Origin of the sequence: Alicyclobacillus sp. TC (assembly GCF_016804365.1) — a bacterium.
GTDB lineage: Bacteria > Bacillota > Bacilli > Alicyclobacillales > Alicyclobacillaceae > Alicyclobacillus_I > Alicyclobacillus_I tolerans.
In genome coordinates this window covers 396,004-419,362 of record NZ_CP044434.1, presented here as the reverse complement: position 1 = coordinate 419,362, position 23,359 = coordinate 396,004, and the positions used below count along the sequence as shown (strand labels likewise).

The following is a 23,359-nucleotide window of genomic DNA, read 5'->3' as shown; positions in this document are numbered from 1 at the left end:
TTTTCTTGCTCATTTCGAATAAGCAGGGATGGTTAAACTTTCAGCATTGATTTGAAAAAATTGACGTTTACATTCGACATGGGGAGAATAACGGTAGGAGCGTGACACCATTTTATGATCAACGATCTTTTACATCGAGGATTAGTCGTCGTTTTTATTGGATTTAATCCTTCGCCAACATCATCAGCTACAGGTTTTCCATACGCTCATCGCAGCAATCGTTTTTATCGTCTCTTGCATTCATCGGGTTTGACCCCCATCTTACACCCTCCCTCTGACAACCCCCATATGCTGGCTTGGTATGGATATGGATTTACCAATATCGTAGCTCGCACTACGAAACGAGCAGATGAAATCCGACCTGAGGAATGGCGAGCAGGCAGGCTTATACTCAAAGATAAACTTTCTCTTTACAAACCTATCATTGCTTGTTTTGTGGGAAAGGCGTCTACCAAAAATACGCTGAACGCAGTAAAGTTGATTTTGGTTTTCAAGAGTGTACTGTATTGCCTGACATGATGGAATTTGTCGCTCCGGGGACAAGCGGCTTAGTGAGAATGGATTTTGACGTGCAAACTTCTATTTATGAAGAATTGGCCAAAAAAGTAGAGGAATTACGCAAAAAAGGGTATCGACCGCCTCGCCAGAATTGAAGAAGGGCGGTCGTTGTATAGTGGATGCGTACCCATAGAGTCAATTATTCAGATTGAGCAAACTCCCAAAGTTCCTCAATATCTTTTACCATCAATGGAACCAATGACTGATAAATTCTTTCTCCTTTTTCTACACTGGCTGCTGTTGCATCCCCTGAGTTTCCATGGGGAAAAATCCGCAACCCCATCTTTTTCGATTTGATTTTCCTAGATAATGTATCTTGATGATTATGAGCTACACTCATATCCACCAAAGACTCGTCAATCGCCAGAACACAAGAAGTTTCATCTTCTCCAGCGTGTCCGACAGCAGGCGCAATAGCTGCAATCTGTTCGCGATAATCGAGCCACCAGTGAATCGTCAACACATACGCACCGAGATCGGCCAAACATTCGGACACCTCATTGAGGGCCGAAATATTGCCACCATGTCCATTCAGCAGCACAATATGTCGAAATCCTTGATGAAAGAATTGCTCACCGATATGACGTACATAGTCTGTAAAAATTCGCTGTGAGACATCAATCGTACCAGGAAACGGAGCCAATGCCCATGAATGCCCATAGGCAATCTCTGGCGCCATCATGATACGCTTACCAAGAATAGCGTCGAGTCGTTTGACAAACTCTCGTGGAATCAGTGTGTCCGTACCAAGAGCACAGTGTTCCCCATGTGTCTCCAGCATGCCAATGGGAATGAGAACGGTGTCTATCCCTTTTTTTAACTGTTGTACGTACTCTCGTTGGGTTAATTTCATCATGTACATATCTCTAACCACCTATCGAATCAAAATGTGATAACTACATAACATCCTTAACTCAAGACGATGTTGCTGCGTTAGAAGATACCCACCAATAATTCATCTGAGGAAATCCCGTTAAAGCATTACCATATTGAACAGTTCCATGCACTTGGGGAGCATGTACTGCGAGTGTGGCCACATTGCCATCCCAGAGAACAGGCAGATGCAAGGCTGTAAAATATTCATATTTGTAAAATGCTTGCATAGCCTCTTCTGGTGTCGCGTAAGGTTGATGCGTAGCAGCAATCAAGGCGTCCTCCTCCGGATTGCTGTAGCCAAATCCAGATGGAGCGTTGGTTGCAAACAACTGTCCGCCGCTTGGATAATAGCCGGGCCCGTTATAAAACCAGGCAAGTCCGTTGGACATCTCCCAATCTCCAGGATTTTTGGCGTTGTAGGTAATCGACTCCTGAGTACTGGCTGGCATGCTTTTTAGCGTTACGTCAATTCCCTCTTGTGCCCAGTCTTGTTTCATAATTTCTACCTGATTTTGTTCTGATGCCGATCCGGCAGCATAAATCATGGTAAATTTCAATTTTTGTGCCCCTTTGGTCATGATACCATTGACTAACTTCCAACCATGGGCTTCCAGAAGCTGCTTCCCTTTTTCTGGGTTATAAGGATATGGGTTTTGACTCAATTGACTATCAAAAAAAGCAGTATGTGGTATTTGCGGAATCGGTCCGTCTAAGGGAGGAGCAAAACCATGATAGACCGCTTGATCAATACTTTCGTTATCAATGCCCATTTGTAACGCTTGGCGGATATATAGTTTGTCAAACAAACGGCGTACTGGTGAGCCAGGGAACATGTTCAATTGTGTTTCAAAATATCCAAACGCATATTGAGGTGTGATCACTTCACCTTTGGAAAGAAGAGCTTGTCGTGAACCGTATTGACTCGGATCCAGATAGCCTACATTAATGGACCCCGTTCTCAGACCGGAAAATTCTGCCGTATTGGAAGCTTCATACTGAAAAATAATTTTGTTCACGATACTTTTATGGCCACTGTATCGCGGATTCGGTACAATTGTCCAAGACTGATTGGGTACAGCGCTCACTAATTGAAAAGGTCCGTCAACTACAGTATCAAACATGGGATTAGTAGCTTCGTCACCTAAATATTTAATCTCCTTCTGGATATTTTGATATTTGTCCCAAGCACTAGCTGGTAAAGGTGTCAATTGAATCAATCCATTGTAGATAAACCACTGTTGATTGGCTGGATGATCCAAGGTAACAGTAAATTCATAAGGATCATTCGCTTTCAGACTTTTTATGCCGTTTGGAATATCCCCCGTTCCAGCTCCAACATACGGCCATGGCGAAGGGGCGTTTGCTGCAGAAGCAGCCTGAATGACATGCCAAGAAAAAAGGATATCTTTGCTGGTGACAGGATGACCATTAGACCAGTGCCATTTGGGATTCATAAAAACATGGTAGACAGTCCCCTGGCGATTGTAGGTAATTTTACTAGCAATGGAAGAATTCCAATCGATCTCGAATTGATTGTTAATCCAAAGCAACGGTTTATAAAGCATGTTGATGAATTGGGCATTATCAACGCCATCATCCTGAATGTTAAAAAGAGGGAAAAACCAATTCAAATTCGCCTGTGGTGGCTCTGCAAAAATGATGGTTCCCCCTGGCGTTGGATGTGCTGTTCCATTGACAGTTTGCCCAGCCGTTCCTTTTGAAGGTGTCTGACTTGCGCACCCTGTTACTGCCATACAAAGTCCCAACCCAATGAATACCATAGAAGATATTTTACGTATGGAATGATTCCCCACTCTAAACCCCCCTCTTTTCCATTCAAGAAACCAACGCCCACTTACTTTTCATTTACTCTTTGTTTTGATCGATCTCGTTTGCAAAATGATAACACTGACCTTTTTGTCAAGCTCCAAATAAGTGTTAACAGTTTTCATGTTCAATATATCATAAAAATCTGTAAATTCAAATCATAAAAGAGCGGTTGACAATCTCTGTTTCATAAGGTGAGATAGATTGAAGAAATAAATTACGCTTTAGACGAACATAGACCCGAGGTGCTTTATGCCAATAGATTCGTTCTCCGCAGGAAAAATTTATCGAACCTCATTATCCAACGAAGTTGTGAAAGAAATTCGCAAAATGATTTTAACTGGTACTATCAAACCTGGCCAACGTATCAATGAAGTCCATTTAGCACGGGACTTGCAGGTTTCACGTGGTCCTGTGCGAGAAGCGCTGCTGATGTTGAAAAATGAAGGTCTGGTGACACATGAAGTAAATAGGGGCGCTACTGTATCGATATTATCGGCAAGAGACGCTTACGAGATATACACGTTTCGCGCGATGCTCGAAGTCAATGCTATTGAAATGGGTCTGGAAAATTTGCAAGACGAGCATTTACAAGCACTCTCTCACTTATTAGAAAGATTTGCACAATCCGTTCAAGAGGCAAATGCAGAAGAACTGATTGCATGCGATATTGAGTTTCACAAAGTGATTGTTGGCTTGTCTAAGCACTCTCGTTTGATTCAAGCTCATAGCCAAATGGACAGCCAGGTTGGAGCTATGTTTTTAACCATTGCTAACGAATTGCCCAAAAGAGTAAATCGAGTTGTTGAGATTCATCAGATTTTGTATGACACTCTGGCAAGCCGAGATAAAGAGAAGATCATTCAAGGGTTAAATATGCATTATTTATCGACTCTCAAAGAATTAGAATCCAAACTAAAAGAAGCGCATGGCTAACCATGCGCTATCTATAAAACATCTTCGTAATTTTAAGCGCTGACTTCCGGTGATGCGAGTTTAACTTTTGAACTGCCAACCAAACGTTCAACAGGAAAGACTCGGCGAACCTGCACCGTAATCAAAGCTGTGATGACAGCTTTAGCTGCATCGCCAGGCAAATATGGATAAGCGGCTAGAACCAATGCCTTGGAGAGTGATAAATGATACAGATGAGCTAGCCAACCCACCCCTGTCACATAACAGAGCAAATCACCAAAAACAAAGGCTATTATGGCAATCCAAACAAAGGAAACTGGACCGTTACCACGCACTCTGCGAATCAGATAACCGGCAAGTAATGCGCAGATAGGATACATCCAAACGTAGCCACCCGACGGCCCAACAAGCACGCCAATTCCCCCGCTGCCATCCAGCATAGGTACACCCAGGGCTACTAGAACCACTACCAAAAGCATACTCAAAAATCCATAGCCACCACCTAACAGTGCCCCGGCGAGCATAACCATCAAATTTTCCAATGTAATGGGTACCGGAGTAAAGGGCAGTTTAAATGAAACAAAACTGAGAACTGCTAATAATGCCGCAAAAAGTGCACTAAAAATGATGCCGCGAACTGTGATACGCAAATGAAATTCATCCTTTCCCAGTTTATCAAAGTAGACAAACTGATTGTTAATATATAAAATTTAATAGGTTGACAATTGGATTGTAGCATAAGTTTAAAAGAGTGCAAGTAGACCTTCTTTCAATTGAAACAACCGACGTCATTGCTGGAGGAATAGAGTTGGATACACCTGTTTTGTTAGAAATTCAAAATGCTTCATTTGGTTATCCGACGCATCGCGGATGGGTAGTCCTATTGCACAATCTCTATCTGACATTATATAAAGGTCAGTGGTTAGTCGTATTAGGACCAAACGGTGGAGGAAAATCCACCTTAGCCAGAGGCCTACTCAGACTATCACCAATATTGGAAGGGAGTTTAACTGTATCTTCCACTTCTTCAATGATTTTAAGATATATTCCGCAGCGACTGGGAGCGGGAATCCTGGGTGAAACCGTTGCTGATGAATTAGCAACTGCTCGCAACTGTTCGTATACAGGCAAACAAATAGCTGATCTGCTTGAAGAGTTGGGGTTGTCCGTACCGCTTCATTCTCCGGTAAAAAAACTTTCTGGCGGGCAAAAACAACTTCTCTCATTTGCCTCTGCACTTTTAGACAACCCTGACTTACTGATTGTCGATGAAGGAGCCGCCATGTTGAATCCAGCCATCCGTCATCGGTTACTAAACTTTCTTGAAAAAAAAGTTCGCCAAACCAATTTATCTATACTCTGGATGACTCAACAATTAGAAGATATTTTTTACGCTGACGAAATCGCCATCGTTCAAAACGGAACGTTACTCACTGGCTGGCATGCTCGTTCATTTTTTTACTCAGAAGAAAGTCCATGGCAGCCAAGCACATGCAGAAAACTAGGATATATTCCCCCCTTTTCCATACAAGTTGGAGAAGAGTTATATCGCCGCGGTATCCCTTGGTCTGAATTGCCGTTACAAGAAATACAGTCCTTAGAAAGTGCTGGTGTACATTCGTGAATTTACAATTCGAGAACGTAACAGTTCAACATGCAGGAACAGCCAAACCACTATTTGAAAACTTACAAATACAAGTAGAATCAGGGAAAATCCACGTCTTGCTTGGACCTATCGGATCGGGAAAATCCAGTCTCCTACAGGTTGTAGCAGGGTTGTTACCGATACAGTCAGGAAGCCTTTGGATGAACAACAGACCTCTAGAAAATGAACACGACAAAGAATGGTTAAAAAAATTTGCGCTTGTTTTTCAATCCCCTGAGGAAAGCATGATGGCAAGTACCTTAGCCAAAGAATTTGTCATCAGTCACAGTCCTTTTGCCAAAACACCTCCATCATCAGAAGAGATGGCTTATGCATTGTCCAAACAAGGTTTACCAACCCTGCTCCTGCAACAAACGCCACTTTCACTCAGTGGCGGTCAAAAAAGAAGGGCAGCAGTTGCGGTTGAGACTTCTGTACCTGCCGAATGGCTGCTATGTGATGAACCTACCGTGGGATTAGATGGTGAATCACTTAAAAAACTGATAGAAACTCTTCAAAATTGGAAACTGGAACATCCAGAAGGCGGCGTACTGGTTGCCACTCATCAAATCGATGCGTTTTTATCAGTCGCTGACCAGTTTCTGCTCTTGGCGGAGGGTGGAGACATTCGCCAGTGTCATTTATCTGAACTATTCTTGCATCCCGAATGGCTAGAAGAAATTGGAATAGAAATACCGACGGTTTTACGCTTGCAGTCTCAATGGATATCCGAAGGACGAGACGTGCCAAACACACGCCTTTTGAGCGCTGAAGAAGTGGCCAACTTCCTTATGGAAGGTTGGACGGTGCGTAAACCTCATTCAGAAAACGAGCTTATGGAAAACCAGCATAGGAGAAGTGTATTAAGAGAAATAGAAGAACCCAACAGCAAAACACAGAGGCGGACTCATATTGACTTACGCATACTTTGGATAGGCACTTGGTTCGTCACGTTAGGGTGTTTATTCACTCACGATTGGGCAGGTACCCTGCTTAGCTTGGCAATAGCTGTGTCGTCTATATTTTTACTCGGCGCTTCACCAGTGTCTGTGCTCCGCCAGATGCGAGCGCTCTTTTATCTGTCTGTGATTACCCTTCTGTTTGCAGGCTTGTCCCTGCATTTTCACCCATATCTCAATTTGGGCTTCCATCCAGTTTCTATGCTGCAAGCCCTACAAACCAGCATACGCTTGTTAGCCGCCGTTGCGCTTGGTCTCATTGTTCCATTTACAACCAGTGAAGCTGAACTCCAACAGGCGCTTGCATCTATTTTACAACCACTTTCCAAGCTGCGTGTGCCCACAGCGGCACTCTCTTTTACGACTGCTTATGTACTGCGTTTTCTACCTCATATTCAAGAAGAGTGGCATAGATTTCAAATTATTCATCTGGCTCGCTTCAAAAAACGTCTCAGTTTTTGGCGTCTCCCCTATATCTTTGTGCCATTTTTACTTGTTTTGTTACAAATGGCTGAAGACACAAGTGACGCATTGCATGCCAAGGGGATGGTACACTTACGTGACATCACGGTGCATCCATCCCCTTGGAAACTCAAAAGATCGGATATTTTTTGGTTACTGACTGCCAGCTCACTTACGGTTTGTCTATTTCTTCTCTGAGAACCAACTCTTGTTCAGCCGCTTTTTCTTTGCTAAATCGACGCAGCCGGAACAAAAGGAAAACATAATAACCTAGGTAATAAGCAATCACCAAGTAGAATAAAAAGAAAGTCAGAGGATCGCTGGTCGTAGAGAGTGCACTTGGTTTGACGTTATGAAGCAGCTCAGACTGACGAATTTTCTGATACAGTTCAATATAACGATAGGCAAAGCGAAACACAAAAAGAGCAATAACCACCATGCCAATCCAGGGATTGGCGCGATAATACACTCCATCTTGACGTTGTTCAAATCGAGTGCCGCGCAAAGCTAAATAGGCTAGCAAAAAACCAATTACCAAACCCAGCACTGCATAGAGAAAGAGGATAGGATGCAAAGTAGCGCCAGAAAGAAGCAATACAGCCACTAAAGCAAATAAAATCGATCTCGTTACGAGTAAAGTACGGCTGGCTTTTTGATAGGTTAGTGTACGCCGAGTACGCATATAGAGTGAAAAAAGAAGCAACAAAACGACTACAATGATACTGACTATACTTCCCAGGGGGCATCCGCCTCTCTCAGTCTTCTACAAGTGCATCATACTTGTCAGCCAGTTGAAGATCTAATACTGTTATACCTCTTGCGTGCCAGGATGTCAGTTCTAATGTTACTACGCGAAAATCAATCTGAATAAACGGGTGATGATTGTGTTCCTCTGCAATCTCCGCCACTTGGTTGACAAATTGTATAGATTCAGGAAAAGTTTTAAATCGGAATCGTTTACGAATTCGCTTATCCTGTCGACTCCAATCACGATGTTCTTGTAACCATCTCTGTAACACTTCTTCGATGACAGGTGTATCCATACCCTCTCTCCTTCAATGCAGAAGTGCTTCTTGAATTTTTATCCAGACACACGCAGGACAATTTTACCCATATTTTGATTGGACTCCATGTAGGTATGCGCTTTAGCGACCTCTGTCCAATCAAAAACAGTATCCACCAGCGGAGCAATTCGTCCTTCATTCAAGCCATCCCGTGCAAATTGATAGAATTCACGAGTCAGACGAATTTTCTCGCTCACCGACCGTGATCGTAATGCTGTCCCAATAATTTGCAGACGTCTTTGCAACAAATAACCTAGATCAAGCTGCTGAACTTGCGTTCCACCCATCGTTCCAATGACAATCAAACGTCCATCGACAGCCAAAGATTGAATGTTTTCTGCAAAATAGTTAGCCCCGATAAAATCCAGTATGATATCCACACCGCGTCCATCTGTCTCTTTTTGCACAAAAGGCAAAAATGGACCCTCTTTGTAATTCCAGCCCGCTACAGCACCCAGTTTTTTGCAGACCGAAATTTTCTCTGCCGAACCTGCGGTGACCAATGCAATCGCGCCCACCTCACGAATCAATTGTAAGGCTGAAGTTCCTACCCCACTGGCACCAGCATGAACCAGAACAGTGTTTTCTTTACGTACTTTTCCCAACCAAAACAAATTGAGATACGCGGTTAGAAAGGCTTCTGGTATCGCTGCACCTTGTTCATAAGACATCGAGTCTGGCAATGGCATGGCCATTCCCGCGGGAATTTTGACATACTCCGCATACCCACCACCTGGCAACAGCGCAGCCACACGGCTACCCAAAGTAAATCCTTCCACATCTGCCCCGACTTCCACCACTTCACCAGCCATCTCGAGCCCCAGAATTTCTGATTCCCCAGGAGGAGGCGGATAAAATCCTCGACGTTGCAAAAGATCAGCTCGGTTGAGAGCGGTAGCATGTACACGAACAAGCAAATCGTGAGACCCAATCGTCGGTGTAGAAGCCTCGCCAATATAGAGAACGTCTGCATCCCCAAACGTATCTTGTCTTACTGCTCGCAAAACATCAACACCTCGCTTATCAGCTTGTATCTTCTATCATAACACGGGATGTCCCTGGTCACACGGTTTGCACTGCTCTTCTCAAGCTGAAGAGAACTATTTGCTTGGCATAGACATCCATCAATTCTTCCGATTCACCAAGCAGTGGAGCCGAACGAAAATGTAAATGAGCATGTCCCATAGCCCATTCCTTTAACTGACGATCCAATTGAGCAGAGAGACGTCCAGGAAAAAGCAGGTGCGGCAAGACGAGACACTCTCTTACCCCAGACTTTTCAAGGCGATGAAAAGCTCTCGATAATCCTGCCCCTAAGCCAGCGAAAAAGGCAGATGTTTTTTTCAAATCAGGAAACGAAGCGCTCGTCTGCTGAACGATCTGTTGAAAAATCCGATAGGAATGTGGATACGAGGAACCACGATTCACAAAAAGAAGAGCATCTATTCCCGATTCCTGCTGTAATGCATCATGAATGTGTTGCTGATAAATTTTTACCAGCCTCTCATGATCATTTAATGGTGATGACATTCGTACTCTAAGATGAGGACAATCTCTCTGTATATCATCGATAATACGCGGTAAATCTGCCAGCGCATGTCCAGCACTGAGCAGTAAGAGCGGCAAAATATAAAGTTCTCTAATGCCCTCTTGCTGATACATTTGGGTAGCAACTGCATAGATATCAGGTGTGGAAATTTCTAAAAAAGCCAATCGGCAAAGCGCATTCTCCCATAATGGATTCTGCGCCTTTAGCCTATTGGCTACACCTTCCGCAAAACAAATCGCCGCTAAAACGCCTGCTGGCACTCGAGTTCCATGAGCAACCAGCAACACGCCGCGTCTCATGCAAACGCCTCCCTACTTGACTTGGCATCTCTATTTATAAAAAGAACATCCTGATTATTTTCCAAATATTGAGCAACTTTTTCTCCATTCCACCAAACAAGCGTCTGCAAATGATTTTTCCATGCAGCAGGGAAAAAAAGGTCTAGAGATTTCCTTGGTATATCCCCCTCTATCCACACTGCATGTATACTTTCAGGTTGCCAAAGTTGCTGCAACGCAGTTAAGGCTGCTGGCCGCAAAACATGTCCGTTCTCCTCAAAGACAATATCCATGGCTTCACCGCCAAGTGATTCTATACGGCGCACCCAGTGGTCAGCTAATGCCCTATCACGAGTCACAACTAAAATACGTGATCCAAATAAAGGTTGGGACGACTGCCAATCGAGAATAGGGGCCAATCCCGCCACTTCCCCAAGAACGACAAGCGCAGGCGACTGAATCCCTGCTTTTTGGGCGCGTAACCCAATATTAGCCAAATTACCGTCCACGCGTTTTTGTAATGCGGTCGATCCGGCTTGAAGAATGGCAGCTTTGGTCTCTACTGGTACGCCTGCAAGCAGCAAACGTTGCGAGATTTCCGGCCATTGTTCAAGTCCCATGAGAATGACCAGCGTATCGCTACGGTTCCATACATTCTGCCAATCCAGCAACTCATCATTGCTCATCTGGTGACCCGTGACAACAGTAAAGGAATTGGCCAATCCTCTATGCGTAAGTGGGATGCCTGCATATGCAAGTGCTCCTACTGGGGAAGTCACGCCTGGCACAATTTCGTAGTCAATACCTGCTTCTCTTAACGCAAATGCCTCTTCCCCGCCCCTGCCAAACACAAACGGATCGCCACCTTTAAGACGGACCACTCTCTTTCCTTCACGTGCGGCACAGATCAAGCATCGGCAGATTTCCTCTTGAGGCATAGTATGTTTTCGATTGGCTTTACCTACATAAACAGCCTCAACCTGTGGAGACGCATAGCTGAACAATCGAGGCGAGATGAGTCTGTCATAGAAAAGAATGTCGGCCGTTTCAATGACCTCTTTTCCCCGTAAAGTCAGGAGACCTGAAACACCCGGTCCAGCACCAACCAGATACACCTTCCCATTCATAACCTCCCTCCTCCCAGCTTTGATTTGCAGATGTTATCCAATCACTGCTGCTTCCATCTTAGCGCGCAGACCGTCCAAACCAACTCGATGACAATAGGCTCCAAACGTTTCATGGGTTGCAGCGGTTTCCGCATAATCTTGCAATACAGGGCGCAAAACCTCATCAAGTTTCTCTATTGGAACCAATTCAAGTACTCGCATGTTTAATTGATTTCCCAAGATTCCGCCACCCAAAAAGATATCGTATTTGCCAGGTGTTCGACCGACAAAAGCAATATCGGCAATATAAGGACGGGCACAGCCATTAGGACAACCTGTCATACGAATGGCGATGGGCAAAGAAATCTCGGAAAGCCCTGTCTCCGCCAATAATTTTTCCATCCGTTCCATAACTTCTGGAAAAACCCGCTCCGACTCAGCGGTCGCAAGACCACAAGTTGGAAGCGCGGGACAAGCCATGGAGTGAAGAACCGCTTGTGAATAATCCACTGGTAAATGGACACCCGCATTTCGCAATTTTTTCTCCACCTCATCTCGCTGTTGCGAGTGAATGCCAACCAAAAGCAAATTTTGCTGTGAAGTTAACTGTATATCGAATTCGTACGTCTTCAATAATTCTTTCAATACACTTTTGAGGCGCATATCATGGGTATCCATTATTCGTCCATTGCGAACAAATAGACCCAAATACCATTGATCATCTTTCAAAGAGTGCCAGCCAAGATGATCGGAGCCACTCAACCAAACAAGCTGCCGAGGCGAAGCCAGACGATAGCCCACTCGATTTTCTAACTCTTCCTGAAACCATGAGATCCCCCGCTCATCCAGCAAATATTTGAAACGAGAATAGCGTCGGTCACTGCGATTTCCAAAATCACGTTGAATTTTGACAATCTCCATGGATACCTGCGCTAGTTCTTCTGGTGTCACAAAACAAAGCGGTGTCGCTAAGCGCGGATACGTATCGGGAATGGATGCGGTTCGGCCCATACCGCCTCCTACAAGCAACGTGTATCCCTCGACCTTTTCCTCCGCGGGGTCTGGATGCGCTACAATTCCCAAATCATTCGCATAGATATCGACACAATTGTCGCCCTCAACTGTAAAACCAATCTTAAATTTGCGAGGCAGATAGACTTCGCCGTATAACGGCTCTTCTTCCGGCAAGTCCTCTTCGCTATTCCATCGTTCTCCGTCTAACCATATTTCGTGGTACGCATTTGTCTTTGCACTAAATTGTGAGACCATTTTGTGCAAATCACTATGAATTTGCTTGCGGAAACCATTTTCAAGCGGATTGCCACAACAGATAATGTTGCGCACCTGATCACCACAACCACCAAGGGTGGTAATCAACACTTGATGGAGGTGCTGCAACGTGGATTTGACATTCTCCTTCAGAACACCGTGTACCTGAAATGTCTGCCGAGTAGTTATGCGCAATGTTCCATTGCCGTAAGTATCTGCGATATTATCAAATTCCAGATACTGACTTGCATTCAAACGACCTCCCGGTATCCGGGCGCGAATCATCATAGAATAATAGCGTTCCCTGCCCAGCCGCTTGGCTTCTGCACGCAAATCGCGATCGTCCTGTTGATACATACCGTGAAACTTCAATACTTGCACATTTTCTTCAGAAAAATGGCTGCTGCCATCCTGTAGCGCTTCCTCGATAGTTCCACGCAGATGCCGGCTGTTCTTTTTGATAATTTCTACTTTGGATAGTTTTGTTTCTGAGGAATGTTGCTCAGCCAACCGTTATCGCCTCCCGCAATCCTTCAATCAAAACATCAGCAACCTCAGGTCGAGTGAATTTCGAAGAAGGACGTTCTCCACTGCGAAGAATCTGGCGTACTTTCGTACCCGAGAGGATATAGCGATATTCCTCATCGTGCGGACACGTTTTTTCTGAAGCCATGGTGTCACACTTGCTGCAGAAAAAGCTGTTCTCATAAAACAACGGAACAATTCCTAATTCTTGCTCGGAAAAATGTTCAAAAATTTTCTGCGCATCATACGTTCCGTAATAGTTGCCCACGCCAGCATGATCGCGACCTACAATAAAGTGCGTACAACCATAATTTTTCCTGACCAGTGCGTGCAGCACTGCCTCTCTCGGACCAGCGTAGCGCATGGCGGCAGGATAGACACCTAGTAAAACGCGATCGCTCGGATAATAGTGTTGAAGCAACACTTCATAACTCTTCATTCTTACCGTAGCTGGAATATCATCTGCTTTCGTCTCACCCACAAGCGGCTGAAGAAACAGTCCATCCACAATTTCCAAAGCTGATTTTTGAATAAACTCGTGAGCACGATGCACTGGATTGCGCGTTTGAAATCCAACAATCTTCCGCCAGCCGCGTTCTGCAAACATGCGCCGCGTTTCAACCGGAACGAACGTATGAGATGAAAATTGAGAAATTTGCGGACGATTTAAAATTTCGATGGGGCCAGCCAAATAGACATCAGGACGTGCCAACAATTTAGCAACACCCGGATGTTCCTTGTCTGTTGTACGATACACTGCTTGTGCTTCACGAAGTTTGTCTGCCTTATATTTTTCTTCTACTCTGAGCGTCCCATAAATTTGTCCGTTTTCTCCATAGAGGGCAACCATCTCTCCTATTTTGATTTGATGGGCTTCCTCTTCACAAACAGCCAAGGTAATAGGAATCGGCCATACGGTGCCATTTTGTAGACGCATATTCTCTAAAATCGACCAATAGTCTGCTTCCCCTTGAAATCCTGTCAAGGGAGAGAAGGCACCAATTCCAATTAACTCCAAATCAGAGAGTGCCCACATCGTAAGTACAATGGATTTCCAATCCTGAGCTTCGCGAATTCGTTCTGCACGTTCTTCTCCACGTAATTCTCTAGAAACCAGTTGTCCGCCATGCGCTTCCATATCTATACCACTCCTAATCTTTCTTTAGCCGATCCGTTACTGATGTAAACCGCACTCTGTCTTATCAAATCCCGACCAACGACCAGCACGTGAATCTTCACCTGGTTTGACAGGACGTGTGCAGTGTAAACAGCCGATACTGGGATAACCGCGATCGTGCAAAGGGTTGTAGGGTACCTGGTGTTCATGAACATAGCGCCACACATCTTTCTCAGACCACGTGGCTAACGGATTGACTTTCACCAAGCCAAATTTGTGATCGACCTCAAAGACCTGTGCATTGGCGCGCGTAGGCGATTGCTGACGGCGAATGCCCGTAACCCAACCGTCATATTCCTGCAGAACACGTGTCAGCGGTTGTACTTTGCGCAAATCGCAGCATTGATTGGGATTGCTCTGCCAAAGCGATTCTCCATACTGTTCTGCCTGTTCTTCCAAGGTCAAAGCGGGCCTGACTTGCCGTAGCCGGGTCAATCCATAGCGTTCTATCGCCTCGTTACATAACGCATACGTTTCAGGAAACAAAAGATCTGTATCTAAGTAGAACACGTCAGGATTTGGACTTAATTGACTGAGCATGTCGAGCAAAACCATATCTTCAATGCCAAAAGAGCAGGCGAGAGTTATATTTTCCACACGGTGCAAAGCTTCACGCAAAATCTCTTGCGGTGAAGCATTTTCATACGTTACTGCCAATGATTCAATTTCAATTGGACTGATGGCTAAAGTTCTCACGTTATTCCCACACCTCTTTATTATTATTCCGATTGGAATACTTTAATTTTATTCCTATTGTATGGCCAGCGACCCACGAGGTCAATAGGCAAAAAAAATAACCCGCTGACGCGGGTTAAATTTTGGATATGAAGACCGAGATTGGTTCTGATGAAGTCCGCAGCTTAAGAGTGAATCGATTTTACGTTCAATCGCTGCCGAGCTACCTGCACACTGGCATATACAATCATCAGTACCAACCAAATGAGACCGGCAAAGACGGAAACACGTGTCAAGGGAGATAAGAAGATGGCTAAGATAGCACCGGCCACAAGGACGATACCTATCCAGGGAAGAATGGGCCAAAAGGGCATGGCGTAACTAAGAGTCTGACCATTTTGTTGAGCTCGCCGGCGTAAAACGACTTCTGTCAGCAAAATCATCAACCAAGTAAACAATGAAGCAAACGCTGAGGCGCTCGTAATCCAGACATAGACGTTGTTAGGTGCTAGATAAGTAATAAGAATGCCTACCGAAATGGCAAGAGCCGTTAACCAAACTGCCACACTAGGAACCTGATGACGGTTTAAACGTGTTAAATGAATTTTCTCGATATTACGCTCTTGAGCCACTCCATACAGCATACGACTACCACCGTAAAGTCCTGTATTACAGGAAGAAAATCCCGATAGGACAATAATCAAATTGACCAAGGATGCAGCAAAAGGTATCCCTATTCGACTGAAAAGAATGACATAGGGACTTGAATTGCTGCCAATCAGGTGTTGCCAAGGAATCACGGTGAGTACAACAAACATCGAACCGACATAGAGAATGGCAATCCTTACAGTAACGGAGCGAAATGCGCGGCGCATGACTTTTTCAGGTTTAGAAGACTCGCCCGCTTCAACTCCCAGAGTTTCCACACCACTGTATGCCTGAACCACCAGCGAAACAGCCATCACAACACCAAGCCAGCCGTGCGGCAGAAAACCACCATGAGCATAAAGGTTAGTCAAGCCTAGAATTTCTCCTCCACGAAAGATGCCTGTGAAGGCAAACAGCAGTCCAAAGATAATAAAGACAGAAATGGCCATGATTTTCAGTACAGCAAACCAATATTCCAATTCACCAAATACGCGAACCGCAAGGAGATTGGTAATGGTGAAAAGCGCCAAAGCAATGACACCCGGCAGCCACACCGGAAAGTTAGGCAACCAAAACTGAATCAATTTACCAATTGCTGCTAACTCGCTCATCACGGTAGCTACCCAATAGAACCACCACATACCTGCCATAATCAGACGCATACGAGCTCCAAACGCTTCCCCCGCAAACTCACTGAATGAACCAGAGGTTGGCTGATGGACAGTCATTTCACCGAGCGCCCGCATCACAATAGCTACAATAATGCCACAGAGGATGAAGTCAAGAATGACACCTGGACCTGCCAGCCCAACGGACACAGTCGCTCCGTAAAACAACCCTACCCCAATCACACCGCCAATGGCGAGCATTTGTACTTGTCGATTGACCAAGCTTCGTCGCAACGGCTTTTTTACAGTATGGGTAACATCCTGATTTTGTTGCATCATCAGCATCCTTTGCACAATCTAATCTCTCTCGCGATTTTCCTACTATTATACTATACTTTAACGTTGCCAGTTGGTGAGTACTTTTAAGTAAAGCGGTCCTTCCTGCGCTTTCACTCGCTCCGCTAATGACTGAGGTGTATCATTGGGTAGAACTGGTACAGTGGCTTGAGCTAAAATTTGACCGTGATCGTACTCTGCATCTACAAGATGCACAGTTGCCCCCGTTACTCGCTCCCCTGAAGCAAGAACAGCTTGATGTACATGAATACCATACATGCCCTGGCCTCCGAATTTCGGAAGCAAAGCTGGATGTATATTAAGAATACGACCTTCAAACGCTGCCAAAGTTTTCGATCCGATTTTCCGCATATAACCTGAGAGTACGACTACATCCGGTCTGGCTTCCTGCAAATGAGCACAAACAGCTTCATCTTCAGAAGCATATGGATGGTGATCTCGAGCGTTCACTATCACATGCGGAATCCCATTTTCAGCAGCATATGCAAGACTGCTACTGTCTGCCCTGCTGGCAATCAAAAGCACTGGTTCGGCTGACAAAATTCCCGTTTTAACCGCTTCAACAAGATAACGCATACTACTCCCGTTATGAGAAGCCAAAAATGCGATACGCAAGCTATCATCTCTCCTATCTCGGACACATTCGATCGACGCGCAATATGTAATTCATGGTATTGCACCATACACAGTAGGACATTGGCCGTTTAGAGCGAATTTCCCCCTTAACGCTGTAGGCGATATTTGCATCCAGAGGGACATCCACAGGCGAAGGACGTGAACATTTTTGCTGTATCCTAGGAAATATCGTAATCGACACCCCAAAATGAAACGTCTTTTGGGGAGTGCCTGTATGTTTTTCGCGTTGACTGGCACACCGATAGTAGAAGCGGCGACACCCAACTATACCATGTCCAAAAAGTCCATTATCGTCAATGGGCAAACCGTTGAACAACCGTATGGATTTGTCTACCAGCAAACTACCTATATGCCGCTCTATTATGTCATGCAAGCGCTCAAACCTTTAGGTTTTGTCAGCCAATGGAATGGCCATCTATGGACAATCACTTCCTCAAGCCATTTCCATCCGTCCATACTGCCGCCGCAAAACCATGCTACAGACAGTTTAATACTCAATGAAACCCCTCTTGAGCATTTCCCGACTCTGGTAGCGATTGATCCTGATTCAGGGGCGCCAACCACATACATACCTATCTGGTATATTCAGCAGGCGCTGACGGCCATTGGTATCCAAAGTAAATGGAATGGAACGACATGGACAATGACATTTAACGTCAATCCTGCTGCTTCAATTCCTGAGTATGCTGCTTATCAAAGCCCAACCAGTCAACCTGTGGACTACACTTCCTTCATACAAGCTGAAGCTGCCGTTCAGTCAAGCAATGTAGGTTATGTTGTCAACACCTCAACGAACCAGGTGGTCGTCTGGCCAAAAGAAGACTGGTCTTTAATGGACGATCAATATTTCGCGGCCTCTTTTTTACCAGGATACTCATTTCCCGCACCTTCTTTTGCTGTTCCTGGAGCAACCTATGTTTCTCTCAATGCTGTACAAGGTAGCACGCCTAACGACACTGTTTTCTACCAAATTGCTGAAAATGGCACATATATAGACAAATGGGCCGGTAACTACGAGGATCCTTATCGTCAAGTTGATTTGCGTACACCTGCGCCGGCTGGTTTGACTGCCAACAAAATCAATGCCTTTCTCCAGTCTGTTGTACCCAACTCTGGCTTACAGGGACTCGGTCAAGCTATCCTGCAAGCAGCCCAAACTTATGGCGTCAATGCTACATATTTGCTGGCCCACGCAATTCTGGAGAGCAATTGGGGCACCAATAGTCTGGCTACCGAAAAAAACAACCTTTACGGTTATGGAGCATATGATGCCGATCCGTTTGCCGACGGAGGCGTTTTTCCAAGCAAGACATACACCATTCAATTCCAGGCTTGGTTTGTACGCAATACTTACCTCAATCCAGGCGGTCCTGAGTATTACGAATCCCCCACACTAGATGGCATGAACCAAAATTACGCAACTGACCCCACCTGGAGCCTGCAAATCGGCGAACTCATGCGAATGATTTCCCAATTTGCTGGACTTCATCTCAGTCAATACACACTCTACCAACCGGGATCGGCCTCACCGCCAGAGCCAGACAGCAACGAACCTGTTTTTTCTTTTAACGGTGCTTCTGCTATGCTGAAATCTGCCACAACTTCTTCTCTTATACCGATATACAGCAATCCTGACACGGAGCTCACCTCGTTTGACAACACGCCAACAGGCAATTGGATTTCGGGAATGCAAGTTCAAGTCTTGCAAATGGAACAAGGATTCTGGCAGGGATATGTTACTGCTTGGTATAAAATTCAGAGCAGCAACCATACGGGCTGGGTAATGGGTCAGAACTTGCAATTTAACAACATCTATCAACTAAACTCGAAAGCGAATCAACCCATTCCGGTATACAGCAACGCCCAAGCTAACAGCACTTTGGAAACCACATTGCATACCGGTTCCTGGGTGGTCATGCCAAGTTATAACGCAGCCAGTCAGGATATGCTGCTGATTGACTATGTCAACCCTCTGACCGGAACACCTGAAACGGGTTATATTGAAAGTCAGAATATCACCGTGAACAAGGTAGCACAAAATTCTGCAAACGCGTAAACTGCCATTAGACAGAAGCCCAGAGCGGCAACTTAAGGAAGGTGTCATTGTGACCGTACCTATGTCAAAGCGACTCGCTACTTTAGAAACTGGCATTTTTGCTGAACTAGCTCTTGAAAAAAGGCGTTTGCAAAAAAATGGTGTCGATATTATCGATCTCAGTGTGGGCAGTCCGGACATGCCTCCGCCAGCCTTGGTCATGGAAAAATTAGCAGATTATGTTCGGCAACCAGCCAACTACGCATACAGCATCACAGGGTTAGAATCTTTCTCTGACGCCGTCGCACATTTTTACGCTAGCCGTTATCAAGTGCAACTCGATCCTCAACATGAAGTCTTGCAATTGACCGGTACGCAAGAAGGTTTGTCACATTTGCCGATGTGCCTGCTTAACGAAGGCGATATCGCATTGGTTCCCAATCCTGGCTATCCTATTTACGATGCTTCCATCCGTCTCGCCGGCGCAACCCCCTATCCCATTCCACTTTTGGAAGTAAATCATTTTTTACCTTGTCTTGAAGATATACCCGAGGGCATTTTGGCACGCGCTAAAATGATGATTGTCAACTACCCTGGTAATCCTGTGACGGCTTTAGCCACCCATGAATTTTTTGAGCAGCTAGTCGCCTTTGCCAAACGCCACGATATTTTCATTGTTCACGATTTCGCCTATTCTGAACTCGTTTTTGATGGCGTTCGTCCCATTTCCTTTCTCTCCATACCTGGCGCCAAAGAGGTGGGCGTCGAATTTAATTCGTTATCCAAGACATTTAATATGGCTGGCTGTCGAATTGGTTATCTATGTGGCAATCGAGATGGGATCGAACGATTGGCATTGCTCAAATCGCATATTGATTTCGGCAACTTTCTCCCCCTTCAGCGCGTAGCCATTGATGCTCTTCTAGCTCCACATGAATTATTTGAAGCGCAACTGAGTGAATATATTCATCGACGCGACCGTCTCTGTGAGGCGTTACAAAATGTTGGTTGGCCAGTAGCCAAGTCTCCAGCCACCATGTTTATCTGGGCTAAGATTCCTGATGGTTTTCAATCACGAGAGTTTGCCTTGAATGCGCTCCGTGAAGCGGGGGTGGCCATGACACCAGGAAACGCGTTTGGCAGTGAAGGTGAGGGGTATGTACGCTTAGCGTTGGTACAGCCCGTCCATCGACTGGAAGAAGCCGCTCAAAGAATTGGTGTATACCTGAAAAGTGTTTCTCATGCCGTGAATCGGTAAAACCTTATCATACATGTCCTAAATCCCGCCGCACATTTATGATGCGGCGGGTATGCTTAGTTGGTATTTTCATTTTCCCCATGAATAGCCATGGCAGCAGCTTGAGCTTCCAATTTCCTATCCGATGGCAAAAGTATGGACAGAATGGCTGCAATCAATGGCAAAAATCCAAGCAAGTAAAACACTTTAGAAACACCCAGTGTATCTGCAAGGGTACCAAGGAAAAAAGCGCCTATCCCACCTGCCCCCACTCCAAATCCAATCGTCAACCCTGAGGCTAGCCCAACACTGCGTGGAAGCAATCTTTGCGCATAAACCACCGTAACTGCAAAAGACGAAAGAACGGACAATCCAAAACCAAACAACACAAGGACTGCCCAAAATCCACGCACATGCGGGACAAGAAAAGCAAACGGAATCGCCAAGACCATAGAGGCAACTAGCAATGTTTTTTTACCAAACCGATCGGAGAGCGGGCCGCCAAGAAAAGTTCCCAAAGCGCCTGCTGCCAAAAAAACGAATTCATATAACTCGGAAATTCTTACTGGCACATGGAACTTATCAAAATAAAAGGGCAAAAATCCCGCTACACCAATTTGACACCAAGAACGCAAAATGATGACCCAAACCATCATCACCATACCAATGACGTGGTTTTCGCCAACAATAGACTTACGATTACTCCGTTCCTGCAAAGTCCCCTTTTTGTACCAAGGTAAAATTCTTAAGGTTAAAAATAAACCGAGTAACGCGAGGATAAAAAACCACGTCAGCCCACGCCTGCCCAAAGGCAAAATAAATAAGGAAACCACCAAGGGTCCAAGTGCCTGCCCGCTGTTACCGCCTACCTGAAAAATAGATTGTGCCAACCCCTTAGCCTTGCCAGACGATGCTAGATGTGTGCCTCGCGACGCTTCGGGATGGAAAGCTCCAGAACCCAAGCCAGAAATGCAGATGGCTACAGTTAACCATACATATGTGGGAGCAAGACCAGCTGCGGCCAGGCCTGCGCAGGAGAGAAAAATTCCCATCGGCAGCATCCAAGGCCAGGGATGTTTATCCGTCAAAGCTCCAAAAAACGGCTGTAAGACAGAAGATGTCAAATAAGAAAAAAGGACAACCAAACTCGCTTCCGCGTAACTCAAATGAAAGGCTGATTTAAAAACAGGCAAAAGCGCTGGCACCATACCGGTTGTCATTAAATCATTCATTAAATGAGTCGCACTGAACGTCCATACTGCCCCCGAACGAATGGAACGACTCGATGCTGTTATCTCATTAGCCATTGATGTTCCCCTTCCCTAAATCGAACATCCATAGGTAGAGTGCAGAATGAACTGGGCGATTCGCTGCCATGACGCAGACAGACGAATCGCCACTTGAATGGAATCCATTTACCTCTGAATTGTTTGTTATAAAAAATTAGAAATGCAGATGCAAAAGCGCCATAATCGCTACAATCACTCCAACAATGATACAATACCAACCAAACGGACGAAGCGCTTTGACTTCATGCGTGCTGAAATAACGCATCAGGAAGGCTGTTGAAAGAAATGCCACAATCCCTGCCAAAAGTCCGCCCACCAGTCCTAAATGAAGCATGACACTAGAATTGCTTTTCAGCATTTTAGGAACTTCCAATACACCTGCCCCAGCTATGATCGGTGTAGCGAGCAAGAAAGAAAAGCGAGCGGATTCTTCATAAGACAGCCCCGTACCGAGTCCCGCCGTCATCGTGATACCGGATCGGGAAAAACCAGGGATGAGAGCAAATGCCTGCACAATGCCAATAAAGAAACTTTGAACATAAGAAATTTGCTGAATTTCCTTGCTGGCTCTGCGTCTGCGTAACCTGTCGGCCAGAAACAGGACAAAACCGTTGACAATGAGGAAAATGGAGGCTGATAAGGCATTAGGAAAGAGTTCTGCAAACTTGTGTTGAAGCAGTTTACCAATGATGGCGGCTGGTATGGTAGCCACAATAATTAAGCCAAGAATCCTGCGTTCATGCGGTTTTCTCATCCACAGGGAAGAAATCAAGTCCACCCAGTCTCTCCAGAAATAGATAAGTAACGCAAGAGCAGTGCCCAAGTGCAACATGACAATGAAGGGCAGAAACTGCTTGGAACCAGAGATGCTGGTCCAATGAAATAAATAAGGTAAGATGACACCGTGACCTACACTACTGATGGGGAACAGCTCGGTAATGCCTTGCACCAGCGCGTAGATATAAATTTGCGAGGCATGCATGGGTTTCGCTCATCCTTTCAGAGATGGACAGTTCTCTGCGATTATACCGAAGGATAACCAGACATGTCGACCGAAAAGCCGTTTTTTTGTCAAACTTCGTCATTCATTTGCTAAAAAATTCGCCAAATTTGCCGCCATCCCATTCTTTGATTATCATAGAAAAGAAAGAGTTTACATATGGGAGGCTAGATATCAGATGAATCGTGAGCAGGTGACTCAACACTGGTTTATGCACCGTAATGTGACACTGGATATCCTGCAAAAGCTGCCGGAGAGCGCTCTTCATTTCAAGCCTTGGGACGGTGCTCTGAGCTTAGCCGATTTAATCGTTCATATGCATGGATCCAGCTTAATGTTTAGCGGAGCTGTGAAAGCTGGTCGTTTTGAGCGCCCAAGCGGACAACAAGCGGCTAAACCAACTACGCTTGACGAACTGCGACAACTTGCGGCACATATGACCGAAGAAACCAAAAACACTCTGCTTGCCATTCCCCAGGAACATTTAGAAAAACCAGTGGAAGGAACAGAAATGTTTGGTGGAGGCCAACCTTTGCAAGGGAAGACTGTACTGTCCATCATGATTGACCATGAGATCCACCACAAAGGGCAACTATTTGTTTATGCAAGAATGGTTGGCGTCCAAGAGATGCCTATGTTTATGAAAAGAGCGTAAAGCCTCCAC

Annotated in this window: 23 protein-coding genes; 8 read left to right on the top strand and 15 right to left on the bottom strand. The window is 45.2% G+C overall.

All coding sequences use genetic code 11. The annotated features are described in order from the left end of the window. Window positions 1-114 precede the first annotated feature (114 nt). Window positions 115-519 carry a mismatch-specific DNA-glycosylase gene (locus FY534_RS02100; protein ID WP_238413623.1) on the top strand — a complete coding sequence of 135 codons (405 nt, stop codon included), beginning with the start codon at window positions 115-117 and terminating at the stop codon, window positions 517-519. Then, the gene (locus tag FY534_RS14560) at window positions 507-653 is read left to right on the top strand and encodes a hypothetical protein (RefSeq protein WP_238413622.1); all 147 of its coding nucleotides are present in this window, start codon (window positions 507-509) and stop codon (window positions 651-653) included. Before FY534_RS02100 ends, FY534_RS14560 begins: the two co-directional genes overlap by 13 nt. A gap of 44 nt (window positions 654-697) precedes the next feature. On the opposite strand, the gene FY534_RS02095 is transcribed toward FY534_RS14560, so the two are convergent. Beyond that, a complete protein-coding gene (locus tag FY534_RS02095) occupies window positions 698-1,420 on the bottom strand; it encodes a creatininase family protein (RefSeq protein WP_203115039.1) in 723 nt (240 codons plus the stop codon). 52 nt (window positions 1,421-1,472) lie between these two features. Next, a complete protein-coding gene (locus tag FY534_RS02090) occupies window positions 1,473-3,248 on the bottom strand; it encodes a peptide ABC transporter substrate-binding protein (protein WP_238413621.1) in 1,776 nt (591 codons plus the stop codon). 265 nt (window positions 3,249-3,513) lie between these two features. Here FY534_RS02090 and FY534_RS02085 point away from each other — a divergent pair, with 265 nt between their 5' ends. Then, window positions 3,514-4,197, top strand: coding sequence for a GntR family transcriptional regulator (locus tag FY534_RS02085; protein WP_203115038.1), 684 nt, complete (start codon window positions 3,514-3,516; stop codon window positions 4,195-4,197). 32 nt (window positions 4,198-4,229) lie between these two features. Here the strand turns inward: FY534_RS02085 and FY534_RS02080 are convergent, their stop codons facing one another. Then, a complete protein-coding gene (locus FY534_RS02080) occupies window positions 4,230-4,826 on the bottom strand; it encodes a biotin transporter BioY (RefSeq protein ID WP_072873040.1) in 597 nt (198 codons plus the stop codon). A gap of 101 nt (window positions 4,827-4,927) precedes the next feature. Here FY534_RS02080 and FY534_RS02075 point away from each other — a divergent pair, with 101 nt between their 5' ends. After that, window positions 4,928-5,800 carry an ABC transporter ATP-binding protein gene (locus FY534_RS02075; protein ID WP_238413620.1) on the top strand — a complete coding sequence of 291 codons (873 nt, stop codon included), beginning with the start codon at window positions 4,928-4,930 and terminating at the stop codon, window positions 5,798-5,800. Beyond that, on the top strand, window positions 5,797-7,440 hold the full coding sequence (locus FY534_RS02070; protein WP_203115036.1) for an ATP-binding cassette domain-containing protein: 1,644 nt from the start codon (window positions 5,797-5,799) through the stop codon (window positions 7,438-7,440). The genes FY534_RS02075 and FY534_RS02070 overlap by 4 nt, the downstream gene beginning before the upstream one ends. Here FY534_RS02070 and FY534_RS02065 read toward each other — a convergent pair. The 10 genes from FY534_RS02065 to purN all read right to left on the bottom strand — a co-directional run bounded on the left by FY534_RS02065 (window position 7,415) and on the right by purN (window position 17,113). Continuing rightward, the gene (locus FY534_RS02065) at window positions 7,415-7,960 is read right to left on the bottom strand and encodes a CcdC protein domain-containing protein (protein WP_255567423.1); all 546 of its coding nucleotides are present in this window, start codon (window positions 7,958-7,960) and stop codon (window positions 7,415-7,417) included. The two genes, FY534_RS02070 and FY534_RS02065, sit on opposite strands and share 26 nt — an antisense overlap. 37 nt (window positions 7,961-7,997) lie before the next feature. Next, a complete protein-coding gene (locus FY534_RS02060; protein WP_203115035.1) occupies window positions 7,998-8,285 on the bottom strand; it encodes a 4a-hydroxytetrahydrobiopterin dehydratase in 288 nt (95 codons plus the stop codon). A gap of 38 nt (window positions 8,286-8,323) precedes the next feature. After that, entirely contained in the window at window positions 8,324-9,310 is a 987-nt protein-coding gene (locus FY534_RS02055) for an NAD(P)H-quinone oxidoreductase (protein ID WP_203115034.1), read from the bottom strand. 58 nt (window positions 9,311-9,368) lie between these two features. Beyond that, window positions 9,369-10,154, bottom strand: coding sequence for a sirohydrochlorin chelatase (locus FY534_RS02050; RefSeq protein ID WP_203115033.1), 786 nt, complete (start codon window positions 10,152-10,154; stop codon window positions 9,369-9,371). Next, entirely contained in the window at window positions 10,151-11,260 is a 1,110-nt protein-coding gene (gene cobA / locus FY534_RS02045; RefSeq protein ID WP_203115032.1) for a uroporphyrinogen-III C-methyltransferase, read from the bottom strand. Before cobA ends, FY534_RS02050 begins: the two co-directional genes overlap by 4 nt. 33 nt (window positions 11,261-11,293) lie before the next feature. After that, window positions 11,294-13,018: an NADPH-dependent assimilatory sulfite reductase hemoprotein subunit gene (locus FY534_RS02040; protein WP_203115031.1), complete on the bottom strand. Its 1,725-nt coding sequence runs from the start codon at window positions 13,016-13,018 to the stop codon at window positions 11,294-11,296. Continuing rightward, complete coding sequence (sat, locus tag FY534_RS02035) at window positions 13,011-14,171, bottom strand: sulfate adenylyltransferase (RefSeq protein ID WP_203115030.1); 1,161 nt, start codon at window positions 14,169-14,171, stop codon at window positions 13,011-13,013. The genes FY534_RS02040 and sat overlap by 8 nt, the downstream gene beginning before the upstream one ends. 36 nt (window positions 14,172-14,207) lie before the next feature. Next, window positions 14,208-14,891 (bottom strand): phosphoadenylyl-sulfate reductase, encoded by a 684-nt coding sequence (locus FY534_RS02030; RefSeq protein WP_203115505.1) that lies wholly within the window; start codon window positions 14,889-14,891, stop codon window positions 14,208-14,210. 179 nt (window positions 14,892-15,070) lie between these two features. Beyond that, the gene (locus FY534_RS02025; protein WP_072873029.1) at window positions 15,071-16,477 is read right to left on the bottom strand and encodes an amino acid permease; all 1,407 of its coding nucleotides are present in this window, start codon (window positions 16,475-16,477) and stop codon (window positions 15,071-15,073) included. A 60-nt stretch (window positions 16,478-16,537) separates the two neighbouring features. Then, window positions 16,538-17,113, bottom strand: coding sequence for a phosphoribosylglycinamide formyltransferase (gene purN / locus FY534_RS02020; protein ID WP_238413619.1), 576 nt, complete (start codon window positions 17,111-17,113; stop codon window positions 16,538-16,540). Between the two features lie 235 nt (window positions 17,114-17,348). On the opposite strand from purN, the gene FY534_RS02015 reads away from it, so the two are divergent. Further along, the gene (locus tag FY534_RS02015) at window positions 17,349-19,190 is read left to right on the top strand and encodes a glucosaminidase domain-containing protein (protein ID WP_203115029.1); all 1,842 of its coding nucleotides are present in this window, start codon (window positions 17,349-17,351) and stop codon (window positions 19,188-19,190) included. A gap of 49 nt (window positions 19,191-19,239) precedes the next feature. Continuing rightward, entirely contained in the window at window positions 19,240-20,427 is a 1,188-nt protein-coding gene (locus FY534_RS02010) for an aminotransferase class I/II-fold pyridoxal phosphate-dependent enzyme (protein ID WP_238413618.1), read from the top strand. A gap of 56 nt (window positions 20,428-20,483) precedes the next feature. Here FY534_RS02010 and FY534_RS02005 read toward each other — a convergent pair whose 3' ends face one another. Continuing rightward, complete coding sequence (locus FY534_RS02005; RefSeq protein WP_203115027.1) at window positions 20,484-21,713, bottom strand: MFS transporter; 1,230 nt, start codon at window positions 21,711-21,713, stop codon at window positions 20,484-20,486. 136 nt (window positions 21,714-21,849) lie between these two features. Continuing rightward, on the bottom strand, window positions 21,850-22,677 hold the full coding sequence (locus FY534_RS02000) for an undecaprenyl-diphosphate phosphatase (protein ID WP_203115026.1): 828 nt from the start codon (window positions 22,675-22,677) through the stop codon (window positions 21,850-21,852). A 196-nt stretch (window positions 22,678-22,873) separates the two neighbouring features. Between FY534_RS02000 and FY534_RS01995 the strand changes: the two genes are divergently transcribed. Further along, the gene (locus FY534_RS01995; RefSeq protein WP_072873087.1) at window positions 22,874-23,350 is read left to right on the top strand and encodes a DinB family protein; all 477 of its coding nucleotides are present in this window, start codon (window positions 22,874-22,876) and stop codon (window positions 23,348-23,350) included. Window positions 23,351-23,359 lie beyond the last annotated feature (9 nt).

Excerpts from the sequence above, each read along its gene's own strand:
- FY534_RS02100 (WP_238413623.1), top strand. The coding sequence starts at position 115 with ATGATCAACGATCTTTTACATCGAGGATTAGTCGTCGTTTTTATTGGA.
- FY534_RS02095 (WP_203115039.1), bottom strand. The coding sequence starts at position 1,420 with ATGTACATGATGAAATTAACCCAACGAGAGTACGTACAACAGTTAAAA.
- FY534_RS02085 (WP_203115038.1), top strand. The coding sequence starts at position 3,514 with ATGCCAATAGATTCGTTCTCCGCAGGAAAAATTTATCGAACCTCATTA.
- FY534_RS02060 (WP_203115035.1), bottom strand. The coding sequence starts at position 8,285 with ATGGATACACCTGTCATCGAAGAAGTGTTACAGAGATGGTTACAAGAA.
- FY534_RS02050 (WP_203115033.1), bottom strand. The coding sequence starts at position 10,154 with ATGAGACGCGGCGTGTTGCTGGTTGCTCATGGAACTCGAGTGCCAGCA.
- cobA (WP_203115032.1), bottom strand. The coding sequence starts at position 11,260 with ATGAATGGGAAGGTGTATCTGGTTGGTGCTGGACCGGGTGTTTCAGGT.
- sat (WP_203115030.1), bottom strand. The coding sequence starts at position 14,171 with ATGGAAGCGCATGGCGGACAACTGGTTTCTAGAGAATTACGTGGAGAA.
- FY534_RS02025 (WP_072873029.1), bottom strand. The coding sequence starts at position 16,477 with ATGCAACAAAATCAGGATGTTACCCATACTGTAAAAAAGCCGTTGCGA.
- FY534_RS02015 (WP_203115029.1), top strand. The coding sequence starts at position 17,349 with ATGTTTTTCGCGTTGACTGGCACACCGATAGTAGAAGCGGCGACACCC.
- FY534_RS02005 (WP_203115027.1), bottom strand. The coding sequence starts at position 21,713 with ATGGCTAATGAGATAACAGCATCGAGTCGTTCCATTCGTTCGGGGGCA.
- FY534_RS02000 (WP_203115026.1), bottom strand. The coding sequence starts at position 22,677 with ATGCATGCCTCGCAAATTTATATCTACGCGCTGGTGCAAGGCATTACC.
- FY534_RS01995 (WP_072873087.1), top strand. The coding sequence starts at position 22,874 with ATGAATCGTGAGCAGGTGACTCAACACTGGTTTATGCACCGTAATGTG.